This is a genomic window from Robertkochia flava, assembly GCF_020166515.1.
In the GTDB taxonomy this organism is placed as follows: Bacteria; Bacteroidota; Bacteroidia; order Flavobacteriales; family Flavobacteriaceae; genus Robertkochia; species Robertkochia flava.
This window is the reverse complement of the sequence record NZ_JAINZT010000005.1, coordinates 202,348-214,729: the sequence shown is the minus strand read 5'-3', so window position 1 is coordinate 214,729 and position 12,382 is coordinate 202,348. Positions and strand designations below refer to the sequence as shown.

General features: G+C 47.7%; 13 protein-coding genes. 7 read left to right on the top strand and 6 right to left on the bottom strand.

Annotation, left to right across the window (positions count from 1 at the left end; translation table 11 throughout):
* Window position 1 precedes the first annotated feature (1 nt).
* Together K7R11_RS07505 and K7R11_RS07500 are read right to left on the bottom strand one after the other, a co-directional pair.
* Window positions 2–1,357 (bottom strand): pyridoxal-phosphate dependent enzyme, encoded by a 1,356-nt coding sequence (locus tag K7R11_RS07505; RefSeq protein ID WP_224489919.1) that lies wholly within the window; start codon window positions 1,355–1,357, stop codon window positions 2–4.
* 67 nt (window positions 1,358–1,424) lie between these two features.
* On the bottom strand, window positions 1,425–2,660 hold the full coding sequence (locus K7R11_RS07500; protein WP_224489918.1) for an ABC transporter permease: 1,236 nt from the start codon (window positions 2,658–2,660) through the stop codon (window positions 1,425–1,427).
* A gap of 3 nt (window positions 2,661–2,663) precedes the next feature.
* On the opposite strand from K7R11_RS07500, the gene K7R11_RS07495 reads away from it, so the two are divergent.
* Entirely contained in the window at window positions 2,664–3,869 is a 1,206-nt protein-coding gene (locus tag K7R11_RS07495) for an exo-beta-N-acetylmuramidase NamZ family protein (protein WP_224489917.1), read from the top strand.
* Here K7R11_RS07495 and K7R11_RS07490 read toward each other — a convergent pair.
* Window positions 3,860–4,705 (bottom strand): sterol desaturase family protein, encoded by an 846-nt coding sequence (locus K7R11_RS07490; RefSeq protein ID WP_224489916.1) that lies wholly within the window; start codon window positions 4,703–4,705, stop codon window positions 3,860–3,862. The genes K7R11_RS07495 and K7R11_RS07490 overlap by 10 nt on opposite strands.
* A gap of 23 nt (window positions 4,706–4,728) precedes the next feature.
* Complete coding sequence (locus K7R11_RS07485; RefSeq protein ID WP_224489915.1) at window positions 4,729–5,223, bottom strand: YkgJ family cysteine cluster protein; 495 nt, start codon at window positions 5,221–5,223, stop codon at window positions 4,729–4,731.
* A 22-nt stretch (window positions 5,224–5,245) separates the two neighbouring features.
* Here K7R11_RS07485 and K7R11_RS07480 point away from each other — a divergent pair, with 22 nt between their 5' ends.
* Entirely contained in the window at window positions 5,246–5,929 is a 684-nt protein-coding gene (locus K7R11_RS07480) for a hypothetical protein (protein ID WP_224489914.1), read from the top strand.
* A gap of 16 nt (window positions 5,930–5,945) precedes the next feature.
* Window positions 5,946–6,653 carry a class I SAM-dependent methyltransferase gene (locus K7R11_RS07475; RefSeq protein ID WP_224489913.1) on the top strand — a complete coding sequence of 236 codons (708 nt, stop codon included), beginning with the start codon at window positions 5,946–5,948 and terminating at the stop codon, window positions 6,651–6,653.
* A 253-nt stretch (window positions 6,654–6,906) separates the two neighbouring features.
* On the opposite strand, the gene K7R11_RS07470 is transcribed toward K7R11_RS07475, so the two are convergent.
* Both K7R11_RS07470 and K7R11_RS07465 read right to left on the bottom strand, forming a co-directional pair.
* Complete coding sequence (locus K7R11_RS07470) at window positions 6,907–7,539, bottom strand: 7-carboxy-7-deazaguanine synthase QueE (protein WP_224489912.1); 633 nt, start codon at window positions 7,537–7,539, stop codon at window positions 6,907–6,909.
* A 131-nt stretch (window positions 7,540–7,670) separates the two neighbouring features.
* Window positions 7,671–8,003, bottom strand: a complete 333-nt coding sequence (locus K7R11_RS07465; RefSeq protein WP_224489911.1) for a hypothetical protein — start codon at window positions 8,001–8,003, stop codon at window positions 7,671–7,673.
* Between the two features lie 90 nt (window positions 8,004–8,093).
* On the opposite strand from K7R11_RS07465, the gene K7R11_RS07460 reads away from it, so the two are divergent.
* From K7R11_RS07460 to K7R11_RS07445, 4 genes are all read left to right on the top strand, one after another.
* Complete coding sequence (locus K7R11_RS07460) at window positions 8,094–9,605, top strand: helicase HerA-like domain-containing protein (RefSeq protein ID WP_224489910.1); 1,512 nt, start codon at window positions 8,094–8,096, stop codon at window positions 9,603–9,605.
* A gap of 4 nt (window positions 9,606–9,609) precedes the next feature.
* Window positions 9,610–9,975, top strand: a complete 366-nt coding sequence (locus K7R11_RS07455) for a cupin domain-containing protein (protein WP_224489909.1) — start codon at window positions 9,610–9,612, stop codon at window positions 9,973–9,975.
* A 155-nt stretch (window positions 9,976–10,130) separates the two neighbouring features.
* Window positions 10,131–10,814 (top strand): aquaporin Z, encoded by a 684-nt coding sequence (gene aqpZ / locus K7R11_RS07450; RefSeq protein WP_224489908.1) that lies wholly within the window; start codon window positions 10,131–10,133, stop codon window positions 10,812–10,814.
* Window positions 10,815–10,912: 98 nt separating this feature from the next.
* Entirely contained in the window at window positions 10,913–12,373 is a 1,461-nt protein-coding gene (locus K7R11_RS07445) for a flavin-containing monooxygenase (protein ID WP_224489907.1), read from the top strand.
* Window positions 12,374–12,382 lie beyond the last annotated feature (9 nt).

The following is a 12,382-nucleotide window of genomic DNA, read 5'->3' as shown; positions in this document are numbered from 1 at the left end:
TTTATATAGCACTTATAATATCGTGTTTGGTGATGATCCCATACCTCCCATCTTCAAGTTCCACAAGAACGGCCTTATTTTCGCGGTTGATCATTCGGGAAACATCGTCTAAAGAGCTCGACTTTTTCACCACGGGAAACGGCGGCTGCATAATGGCTTTTACGGGAAGGTCGGCCACAGATTTGTTGTCGATATAGGCCTTAAAGAGGGTTGACTCGTCCAGGGAGCCGGCAAATCCATTGGCGTCGAGCACGGGTAATTGGGAAATGTTGTATTGCTTCATCCGTTCTATGGCATGTGCTACCAATTCTTCCGTCCTTACGGTAATCAATTCCGTATCCGATTTTGAGGTAAGGTCACCTGCATGCTTCACCTCTTCTTCCATAAAACCGCGATCGCGCATCCAGTCGTCATTAAACATCTTTCCTACATACCGGGTCCCGGAGTCGTGAAAAAGAACCACGACCACCTGTCCGGGTTTAAAATGATCCTTTAACTGCAAGAGGCCCTTAACCGCTGCCCCTGCCGAATTCCCACAGAAAACCCCTTCTTCCCTGGCCAGCTTTCGGGTATAGATGGCGGCATCCTTATCGGTTACTTTTGTAAACCCATCTATGATATCAAAATCTACATTAGCGGGGAGAATGTCTTCTCCTATGCCTTCGGTGATGTAGGGATAAATCTCATTCTCATCGAATTCCCCGGTTTCGTGATATTTTTTGAACACCGAACCGTAGGTATCGATACCCCAGATCTTTATCTCCGGATTCTTTTCCTTAAGGTATTTCCCTACCCCGGAGATGGTTCCTCCGGTACCCACCCCCACCACGAAATGATCGATCTTTCCATCGGTCTGTTCCCAGATCTCCGGACCGGTTTGTTCGTAATGCGCCAGGGTGTTGGAAAGGTTGTCGTATTGATTTACATACCAGGAGTTCGGGATCTCCTCAGCCAGGCGTTTTGATACCGAATAATAGGATCGGGGATCTTCAGGAGCTACGTTGGTTGGGCAAACCACTACCTCGGCACCCACGGCCCTCAGAATATCTATCTTTTCCTTACTTTGTTTATCACTGATCACACAGATCAGTTTGTACCCTTTTACGATCGCGGCAAGAGCCAGGCCCATTCCCGTATTTCCGCTGGTTCCCTCTATAATGGTTCCCCCGGGTTTTAGTCGGCCATCGGCTTCCGCATCTTCCACCATCTTAACCGCCATCCTGTCTTTTACAGAATTTCCGGGATTAAAGGTCTCTACCTTGGCAAGTACCAGGGCATCAACAGACCTGGTGATCGTATGCAGCTTCACCAGGGGGGTATTGCCTATGGTTTCCAGTATGTTCTCCGCGTATTTCATAAGGGGTCTTATTTCCTGACTAAGTTAGGGATTTACCCCCCCTTTTACAACTCTGAGATGTATGACCTTATTCGAAACGAATAGAACGTGCAGGAGAGATTCGGGTAATAATATAGGAAGGGATCAGCAGCATTAAAAGGCACAGCACCAGGGTTCCGGCATTTAATAAAAGAATATGCCACCCACTAACATACACCGGGGCAGTAGACACGTAATAGGTTTCCGGGTCCAGGGGTATGATTCCGAAATATTTTTGCAACAGGAGGATGCCCAGCCCAATGAGATTGCCCCAAAATAATCCCACCCCGATAAGATAGGCCGCATTGTATAAAAAGATCTTTCGAATACTCCAGTTAGAACAGCCCTGAGCCTTCAGGATCCCGATCATGGGTGTTCTTTCCAGAATAAGTACCAGCAGGGCAGTAATCATATTAATTCCTCCCACGATGATCATAATCCCGATAATGATGGCAATATTAAAATCAAAAAGCGACAACCATTCAAAGATATGGTAGTATTTACCGGATATGGTCTGGGAGTCCAGGGTAGACACGGTACTTCCGTACACCTCTCTCCCTTTTTGTTCCAGTTCATCAAAATCGTCAATAAACACCTCAAAGCTCCCTACCTGATCCGGTTTCCAGCGATTCATTCGCTGGACATGCCTCAGGTCAATGAACATATAATTGGAGTCGAATTCGCTGAAGCCGCTGTCATAGATCCCGACCACAGTAAATTTTACCTGGTTCGGGATCTCACTGGGCTGGTCCTTGAGGAAAAAGGCCCAGAACTCATCGCCCGGCTTAAACTGCAATCGGGAGGCGAGATATCTGGAGATCAGCACTTCCTCATTTCGTTTCTCACTGTAATCCGGGAGGCGCCCTTCCACCAGGTAATCCCGGAAAGGATCCCAGTTATAATCGGCCCCCACCCCTTTGGCAATGATTCCTTCAAAGGTATCCGCCGTGCGGATGATCCCCCCTTTGGTAGCCACCGCCTGGATATGGGAAATCCCTTCCACCGTATTAAATTCGGGGTAAAAATCCTGGTTGATAGAGACCGGATTTACCGAAACGTCAGATTGATTGTTGTCGTAATTAAAGATCTGGATATGACCGTTAAAGGCCGCCACCTTTTCACGGATCTTTCGCTGCAGTCCCACGCCTGTTGCCACCGCGATCATCATCATGACCAGTCCTATTGCAATAGCTGCAATGGCGATTTTTATAATTGGGGCCGAAATGCTACTTTTATGCTCCTTACCCCTGATAAGGCGTTTGGCTATAAAATATTCTAAATTCAAAGTATGATCCGCTTGTTAAGCCTCAAAAATACATTTTTATTATCGTTTTTCTTAATCGCTTCCTGTAACCCGGGAAAAGCCCAGGAACAACCCGCTGTAACCGGGCCCGTTCCTGCAGTTCAGCACACGGATAAATACCTGTCGCTACTGAAAGGGAAACACGTGGCCGTGGTAGCCAACCAGACCTCGGTGATCGCGCGAAAAGATACCGGATTTACCCATCTTGTCGACTCTTTGCTCCTGCAGGATATCTCCATTAAAAAGGTATTTGCGCCGGAACATGGCTTCAGGGGCCAGGCCGATGCCGGAGAAACCGTAAAGGATGGGACCGACAAAACCACCGGTCTCCTCCTTATCTCCCTTTATGGAAGCAATAAAAAACCAACCCCGGAACAGCTGGAGGGAATCGACGTGGTGGTGTTCGATATTCAGGACGTTGGCGTTCGGTTCTACACCTACATCTCTACCCTGCATTACGTTATGGAGGCCTGTGCCGAAAACGGGATTCCGGTAATCGTTCTTGACCGACCGAACCCCAACGGGTCCTATGTGGATGGCCCCACCCTGGAATCTGATTTTCAGAGTTTTCTGGGAATGCATCCCATTCCGCTGGTTCACGGGATGACCATAGGAGAATATGCACAGATGATCAACGGAGAGAAGTGGCTCAAGGATGGGATCCAGTGTGCACTTCAGGTGATCCCCATGGAGGGGTACAACAGAAATATGCCGTATTCGCTTCCGATGAGGCCCTCTCCAAACCTGCCGAACGATCAGTCTGTTGTGCTTTACCCAAGTCTCGGGCTTTTCGAAGGTACTACCGTAAATGCGGGAAGGGGAACAGAATTTCAGTTTCAGCGTTTCGGAGCCCCGTTTTTAGATCAGCAGCATTTTGACTTTCAATACACGCCTCAGCCTAATTTTGGGGCCAAAGACCCCAAACACAAAGGTGAAGTTTGTTTCGGAAGCGATCTCAGCGCGGTTACTGCTCCTGGAAAAGTTGACCTGCAATGGGTGATCGAGGCCTACACCTACAGTGAGAATAAAGATGCCTTTTTTAAAGACCGGTCTTTCACACTGCATGCAGGAACTGAAACACTGCGGAAACAGATAGAGAGCGGTATGGATGCAGAGACGATAAGAGGGACCTGGCAGGAAGGAGTAAATCAATTCCTGGCCATGAGAAAACCCTATTTACTTTACCCCTGAGGTTTATCGAATTTCGCACCTTCAGGAGCGCGGTACTTGCCAAAAGGCAACTTTAGCAGGATATTGATCTTTGCGTTCGAATCGACATCCGGATAGGTGTCTACCCCATAAACCAGGTCGGCATTTCGCATCTTTGCAAATGTACCGAACATGCGGTCCCAGATGGAAAAGATATTGCCGTAATTGGTATCTGTATACGGCAATACATAATGATGGTGTACCTTATGCATATCCGGGGAAACAATAAGCCAGCTGATCACATCATCCACCTTTTTGGGAAGTTCAATATTGGCGTGATTAAACTGAGAGAACACTACCGATAATGACTGGTATAACATGATAATCCCTACGGGAGCCCCCAGCACGAATACGCCAAGGGTGGTAAAGATAAACCGGATCACACTTTCACCGGGATGATGCCTGTTGGCTGTGGTCGTATCCACGTGGTTGTCGGTATGGTGGATCAAATGGAACATCCATAACGGCCTGATCTTGTGCTGTACCCAGTGCGCCAGCCAGGCACCGATAAGGTCCAGCAGCATGACTCCCAGCACTACCGTTACCCACAACGGAGCATCCAGCCATTGCAATACCCCAAAATCATTGGCTACTGTCCAGTCACTTGTCATTAAAAGTATAAATGCTAAAACGAAATTAACGACTATGGTAGTGAGGGTAAAGAAAATATTCGGCCAGGCATGCCTGAATTTCCTGTAATCGAATTTAAAAAGGGGGGCGGCGTATTCCAGCAGCCAGAAAAAAGTGATTCCGGAAACCAGGATAAGGCTTCTGTGAGTTGAAGGAATCGACTCGAAATAGTTGATAATACTTTCCATGTCCGAAATATAACAACTTCGGGCTATTTAGGCAATCGCTTTTTCATTTCCTCAACGATACGAAATGCTGCCGGACAAATGGCGGTGTTCTTCAGGGTGAGTCCGGTGATCTGGTGGAAGTTCTTGCGGTCGGTGTGCGGGTACTCCCTGCAGGCCTTGGGCCTGACCTCGTAGATGAGACAGTAGTTCTGATCGTCCAGAAAGGCACAGGGTACCTTTTGCAGTACATGGTCGTTATCTTCATCAACCCTGAGGTATTGTTCTATAAACTGCAGGGGTTTCATCCTGAGAAATTTTGCAATACGCTCAATATCGGCATTGGTGAAAAGGGGGCCTGTGGTTTTGCAGCAATTCGCACATTCCAGGCAGTCGATCTCACTAAACACCTCATCGTGAATTCCATGTACGAGATCATCCAGTTTCTTAGGCGGATTTTTTTTAAGCTTCTTAAAAAATCTTTTGTTTTCCTTATCTTGGTCTCCCGCCAATTGCGGTAATTTATTTATAAAATCTTCCATAATTAAAACTTAAAACCCGAAAATGAAAAAATTACTTTACCTCTTTACTTTTACCTTTACCCTTACCTCCATTTCGTCCTTTGCCCAACAAACCGAGGCTTATGCCTATGGAGCTACCACTTTACTAAACACTAAAGCTGCCGAATATAGCGGCATAGATGGCTCTCCATATCTCGATGGCAGCGAGTTTTCCAAAGGCTATATGGTCAAAGACGGGAAATCCATACCCAACATCGATCTGAGGTACAACGCCTACAAAGATAAGATAGAAATTAAGATCAGTGAGGAGAAGATCTACGCCACCAATCCGAATAATGAGAACGACTTCATCATTAAGGGGCGGCTTTTTACACAGGTAGATTTTACTTACAAAGAAAGCGAAAGAAAAGGATATATGGAATGCCTGAGTTGTGAAGGAGAGGCTAGACTCTTCAAGCGCCACTACAAGATCTTTGAGCAAGCCAAACAGGGACGTACCGGTTACGATCAAAATACGCCCCCGCGATTCATCAGCCGCGAGGATTACTTTCTGCAACTTCCGGGAATGGAAAAAGCCATTGAGCTGGAAGGTTCCAATAAAAAAATTGAGGAACAGTTCGGAACTTTAGATAAGGAGATGACTCAGTTTATCAAGGAACAACGACTTAAACTTAAGAAGGAAGAAGACCTGATCCGTTTTATCGAATTCTACAATAAGGCGATCTAACAAAACAACTGTAGCGATGAAGGATTTAATGGGGAAGGCATTACAGGATTACATCAATGGGGACTATACAGAGGACATGCTTACCGAGACCAACATCTCAGATCCGGATGAATTTCCGGTTGCATACCTGTTAAGAACCTATGAGGAAATGCCCGTTACCGAACAACGGGCATTACAATGTTGTAAAGGAAAAGTTCTGGATGCAGGTTCCGGAGCCGGCAGTCACGCCCTATACCTGCAACAACAGGAAAACCTCGAGGTCACTGCCCTGGACAGCAGTGCATCTTGTATCGAAATAGCCCGGAATCGCGGGGTAAAGCATGCGATTCACGGCAGCCTGTACGACCTGCCTCCACAGCGTTATGATACCGTATTACTGCTCATGAACGGCACAGGACTCCTGGGCCGTTTTGATGAGGCAGCCGGCAACCTGAAAAAAATAGCGGAATTGCTCACTCCAAACGGACAGATCCTTATCGATTCGTCAGATATCATTTATATGTATGACGAGGATGAAGACGGAGGCAAATGGGTTCCGGGAGACCGGTATTACGGCGAATTGGATTTTACTGTGCACTACAGGGGCGAAAGTGAATCTTTCCCATGGCTCTACCTGGATTATACACGCCTGGAGGAGATCGCCACCGAGGCTGGCCTGAATTGTGAGCTTATCACAGAAGGGGAACACTACGACTACCTGGCCAGGCTGACTTTTAGTGAATAGGAAATTTTGAAATCCAGCCGGAAATGTCCAACAACAAGGTAGTGGAAGCATAACCCCACAACCTGCTTTCAATCATCTCAATGGAGTATTTCGTTGATCTAAACCTTCAGACTCAAACTCCCAACTCAAACTCAAACTCAAACTCAAACTCAAACCTACCGTACTTCGCACAGGCAGGATTTCCTCCCTTGAGGGATGGCAAGCTCCAACTCAAACTCAAACTCCAACTCAAACTCCCTACTTCAAACTCTCCCTACGGAATATTCAAATACTTATGGGTTTGCAGGGACACCTTCCAACGCGGATTCTTCATTACATAGTCTACGATCTCAGGGATCATCGTCTCCCTTTTGCTCCATTCGGGTTGCAGATAAAGGATGCAACGGTCATTGACCCTGGCGGCCTGTTCCTCTGCAAAGACAAAATCGTGTTTGTTGTATACGATCACTTTTAGCTCATGGGCCTTTTGATAGACCTCATCTTTGGGAAGCTTCATTTTTTTGGGCGAAAGGCAGATCCAGTCCCAATGCCCCGTCAGCGGATAAGCCCCAGAGGTTTCGATATGGATCTTAAGGCCTTTGTCACGGAGTCGGCTGGTAAGCGGATCCATATTCCAGGTCAGGGGTTCTCCCCCGGTGACCACAATGGTATCTGAATATCTGGCGGCATTTTCCACGATCTGGTCGACATGGGTGGGTGGGTGGGTCGCTGCATTCCAGCTTTCCTTCACATCACACCAGTGGCATCCCACATCACAACCGCCTACCCTGATAAAATAAGCCGCGGTACCTTTGTGATACCCTTCCCCCTGGATGGTGTAAAACTCCTCCATCAGGGGTAACATCTCGCCCTTATCTACCAGTGCTAAAACCTCACTTTTTTCCATGGGCCAAAGATACAATTACTTTATTTATAGAAAACAGATCTCAGCACGCAGTTCTTGGCTCGAAATTTTCAGTTTTTAAGGATTGCTCAACCCGGGAGTAAAATCAGGGACAAGGCATGCGTTAAGAACATCTACTCCCGACTCCCTGACACCAACACGCCACGCACCCCCTCACTTCCTCTTCGTACCCACGTACCCAGGTACCCAAGTACCCACGTACCCACGTACTTCCGCACCTCCATACCTCCGAACCTCCATACCTCCGTACCTCCATACCTCCATACCTCCATACCTCCATACCTCCGTACCTCCATACCTCCATACCTCCTTACCCACGTACCTCCGTACCTCCATACCTCCGTACCTCCATACCTCCGTACCTCCATACCTCCATACCTCCATACCTCCTTACCCACATACCTCCATACCTCCATACCCACGTACCTCCATACCTCCTTACCCACTTACCTCCTTACCTCCTTACCCACGTACCTCCCTTCTTAATCCCATAACTATTAACAAATTCCCGTATTTTAGTATAAACTTCATCATATATGCATACTGCTGATCAATTTAAAGAAGCGATTGAACAAGGATATACCTTTAAGGGAGATGCCCTGGAGGTTGGCGCTGCCATGCTCAATGGCGCACCGCTCACGAACACCATGGTCAGGATCCCTCTGAAAACCCTGAACAGGCACGGGCTTATTGCCGGGGCCACGGGTACAGGCAAGACCAAATCCCTGCAGGTTATGGCAGAACAGCTATCTTCCAGGGGGGTTCCTGTATTACTGATGGACCTGAAAGGTGACCTCAGCGGACTGGCTGCTGAAGGTACACCCCATCCTAAGATAGACGAACGTATGAAGGCGATCGGACTGGATTATGCCCCCAAGGGATTCCCGGTTGAGATTCTTACCCTATCCGATCAAAAAGGAGTAAGGTTAAGAGCAACCGTCTCAGAGTTTGGCCCTGTGCTGTTATCCCGTATTCTCGACCTTTCGGAAACTCAGCAAGGTATTATGGCGGTGATCTTTAAGTACTGTGACGATAAGGAACTGCCCTTGCTCGATCTAAAGGACCTGAAAAAAATCCTTCAGTATGCCACCGAAGAAGGAAAGGCAGAGTTTGATAAAGCTTACGGCCGGATCTCAACTTCTTCCACCGGTGCCATTCTCAGAAAGATCATCGAGCTGGAACAACAGGGAGCAGACCTTTTTTTTGGAGAGCGATCCTTTGAAACAGACGACCTGATGCGCCTGGATGAGAACGGGCAGGGCTACATCAATGTGATCAGGCTTACAGATATACAGGATAAGCCCAAGCTGTTCTCCACCTTTATGTTGAGCCTTTTGGCAGAGATCTACACCACCATGCCCGAAATTGGCGATCCCGAACAACCCGAGCTGGTGATTTTTATAGACGAAGCCCATCTTATTTTTGACGAGGCTTCCACTACATTGCTCGACCAGATCAACAGCATTATCAAGCTGATCCGGTCTAAAGGTGTGGGGGTGTTCTTTATTACCCAGACCCCGACTGATGTTCCTGAGGAGGTGTTATCCCAGCTGGGACTCAAGATTCAGCATGCGCTTCGGGCCTTTACCGCCAAAGACCGGAAGGCCATAAAACAAACCGCAGAAAACTATCCGATCTCCGAGTTTTACAACACGGCAGAGGTACTTACCAGCCTGGGTATAGGGGAAGCCCTTGTTACGGCACTCGATGAGAAAGGCAGGCCCACCCCCCTTGCCGCCACCATGATGAGAGCACCCCAAAGCCGGATGGATATCCTAACCGAACACGAACTCAGCACGCTGCTAAAAGGATCTGCACTATCCTCCAAGTACAATGAGCGTACAGACCGGGAGAGTGCTTACGAGTTGCTGAATGAAAAGATTAAAAAAGCCAGCGAGGAGGAGTTGCAGGAAAAAGCACGTACCCAGAGAAAGACGGTACAACCCAGAAGTAGCTCCCGGATGAATCCAATAGTAAAAGTACTTACCAGCGCTACCTTTATCCGGGGGGTGATGGGTATTCTCAACAAGGCCATCTCTAAAAGATAATCTCATGAAGAAATACAGTATTCAAACGGAACCCTTCCGGATCCCGACAACTGATGGTAAAATTATCGAGGAACATCACGGACTGGCCACCACCGGGAATGATCATATAAGTATTGCCCATATGGTAGCACCGCCGGGATGGAGTGAGCCCTTCCAGACTCCCGAATTCGACGAGTATACTTTTGTGATCAAAGGGCAAAAACAGTTTAATATAGACGGGGAGGTGGTCGTGCTCAAGGCAGGACAGTCCATACATATAGAGAAAGGGGTTCGCGTACAATATTCGAATCCTTTCGGGGAGGCATGTGAATATCTTGCCATCTGCACCCCGGCCTTTCATTTGGACCGCGCCAAACGGGAAGAAGATTGATCCCGGCATCCCGTTTTCATTTTAACGTACTGAAATTCAGTATTTTTAATTACTTTTAGTTATAGAAGGCTTTTTCCTGTGGATACGCTTTAAGGCAATAACACCTTGGCAAGCATGACCACAGGCCTTCCTGAAATTCTCTAAAAGCTACTATTATGAAAAAATTTATTGCTGAATTTATCGGTACCTTCTGGCTGGTCTTTGGAGGGTGCGGAAGCGCTGTCCTGGCAGCGGGTTACCCGGAACTTGGTATTGGATTTGCCGGTGTTTCCCTGGCGTTTGGTCTCACTGTGCTTACCATGGTGTACGCCATCGGTCATATCTCAGGATGTCACCTCAACCCTGCAGTTTCCATAGGTCTCTGGATCGGTGGCCGCTTTGATAAAAAAGAACTGCTGCCCTATATCCTGGCTCAGGTGATCGGAGGCATAGCTGCCGCTGCAGTATTGTACACTATTGCTTCGGGCAAGGCAGGTTTCGAAACGGGAACTTTTGCTGCCAATGGCTATGGCGCCCTGTCTCCGGACGGATACAGTATGACGGCGGCCCTGGTAGCTGAGGTGGTACTCACCTTTATGTTTCTCATTGTTATTCTTGGCGCTACACATCCGAAAGCTCCTCAGGGTTTTGCGGGTATTGCCATAGGTTTGGCACTTACCCTGATCCACCTGGTAAGCATTCCCGTTACCAATACCTCTGTAAACCCGGCCAGAAGTACCAGCCAGGCTATTTTTGCAGGAGGTATGGCCATGGAACAGCTGTGGTTATTCTGGGTCGCTCCCATTGCAGGTGCCATCCTTGCAGGAGTGGTTTACAAGTACCTGGGAAGCGAAGAATAATCACGGTTCTCAATATCCACGTCAATCACCCCATTTTACCATTTCGGAAATCCTGAAATTATTTACCTTTAAGGAACTCCGAACACTATCCTATTCATATGTCTAAAAGAGCACATTCCGAAGATTTTACAGATGTCCTAATCATTGGCGCCGGTTTATCCGGCATTGGCGCTGCATACCATTTGCAGGAAAAATGCCCGGATAAAACCTACGCCATTCTGGAAGCTCGGGAACAGATGGGAGGCACCTGGGATCTGTTTAAATATCCCGGGATCCGGTCAGACTCGGATATGTATACCCTTGGGTTTTCCTTTAATCCCTGGAAAGATCCTAAGGCTATTGCCGACGGGCCTTCCATACTGAAGTATATTAAAGATACGGCTTCCAAATTCGGTATCGACAAGCATATCCGGTACAGCCACACGGTAATAGGTGCCAACTGGATCGAAGAGGATGCTCTATGGGAAGTAACCATCAACATCAAAGAGCAAAAAGAAACTGTTTTAAAGTGCAGGTTTCTATTTGTTTGCAGCGGATATTACGATTACGACCAGGGGTATGACCCTTTAAAGGGAACGGCCTCGGTGTTCAACGGGCCGGTGGTACACCCACAGCACTGGCCGGAAGACCTGGATTACACCAATAAGAAGGTGGTGGTGATAGGTAGTGGTGCCACGGCTGTTACCCTGGTACCTGAGTTGGCAAAGAAAGCCGAAAAAGTAACCATGCTGCAAAGGTCGCCCACGTATATCCTGAACCTTCCTCGCGAAGACAAAATTGCAAACCGTCTCAAGCGCATTCTCCCGGCTGGCTGGGCGCATAGCCTGTCCCGATGGAAAAATATACTCTTCAGCCTGGGGCTTTATAAGGTCTCCAGAAAATGGCCCGGAAAGATCAGGAATTTCATACAGAACCAGGCACAGCATCAATTGGGAGCGGATTACGACATGAGGCATTTCACTCCAACATACGATCCCTGGGATCAGCGCCTTTGCCTTGTGCCCGACAACGACCTCTTTCTGTCCATACGGGAAGGCAAAGCGCAAATGGTAACAGACACCATAAAGGAGTTTCTGCCAAACGGTATCGCACTGAATTCCGGTAAGGTTCTGGATGCAGATATTATTATTACTGCAACAGGATTAAAAATTAAACTGCTCGGAGGGATGGATGTGAAGATAGGCAACAAGAAAACAGACACCTCATCCCTGCATGTCTACCGCGGGGTGATGTTCAGCGACATACCCAATATGGCTATTGCGGTCGGGTATACCAATGCTTCCTGGACCCTGAAATGTGATTTGAACGGACAGTATGTGGCACGACTTCTGAACTTTATGGATAAGCAGGGTTACCGTACCTGTACCCCGAGATTCGATCCGGAAAGGTACACCTCAGAACCCTTGCTGGATTTTGATGCAGGGTATATCAAAAGAGCCCTGGATGTACTTCCTAAACAAGGGTCAGAACACCCCTGGAAGATCTACCAGAACTACCTCAAAGACATGTGGACCTTGAAATACAGTAAGCTCACAGATAATAGCCTGGAATTTAAATAGAATAGCAAA

Coding starts and splice junctions, on each gene's coding strand:
- K7R11_RS07505 (WP_224489919.1), bottom strand. CDS start 1,357: ATGAAATACGCGGAGAACATACTGGAAACCATAGGCAATACCCCCCTG.
- K7R11_RS07495 (WP_224489917.1), top strand. CDS start 2,664: ATGATCCGCTTGTTAAGCCTCAAAAATACATTTTTATTATCGTTTTTC.
- K7R11_RS07490 (WP_224489916.1), bottom strand. CDS start 4,705: ATGGAAAGTATTATCAACTATTTCGAGTCGATTCCTTCAACTCACAGA.
- K7R11_RS07485 (WP_224489915.1), bottom strand. CDS start 5,223: ATGGAAGATTTTATAAATAAATTACCGCAATTGGCGGGAGACCAAGAT.
- K7R11_RS07480 (WP_224489914.1), top strand. CDS start 5,246: ATGAAAAAATTACTTTACCTCTTTACTTTTACCTTTACCCTTACCTCC.
- K7R11_RS07475 (WP_224489913.1), top strand. CDS start 5,946: ATGAAGGATTTAATGGGGAAGGCATTACAGGATTACATCAATGGGGAC.
- K7R11_RS07470 (WP_224489912.1), bottom strand. CDS start 7,539: ATGGAAAAAAGTGAGGTTTTAGCACTGGTAGATAAGGGCGAGATGTTA.
- K7R11_RS07460 (WP_224489910.1), top strand. CDS start 8,094: ATGCATACTGCTGATCAATTTAAAGAAGCGATTGAACAAGGATATACC.
- K7R11_RS07455 (WP_224489909.1), top strand. CDS start 9,610: ATGAAGAAATACAGTATTCAAACGGAACCCTTCCGGATCCCGACAACT.
- aqpZ (WP_224489908.1), top strand. CDS start 10,131: ATGAAAAAATTTATTGCTGAATTTATCGGTACCTTCTGGCTGGTCTTT.
- K7R11_RS07445 (WP_224489907.1), top strand. CDS start 10,913: ATGTCTAAAAGAGCACATTCCGAAGATTTTACAGATGTCCTAATCATT.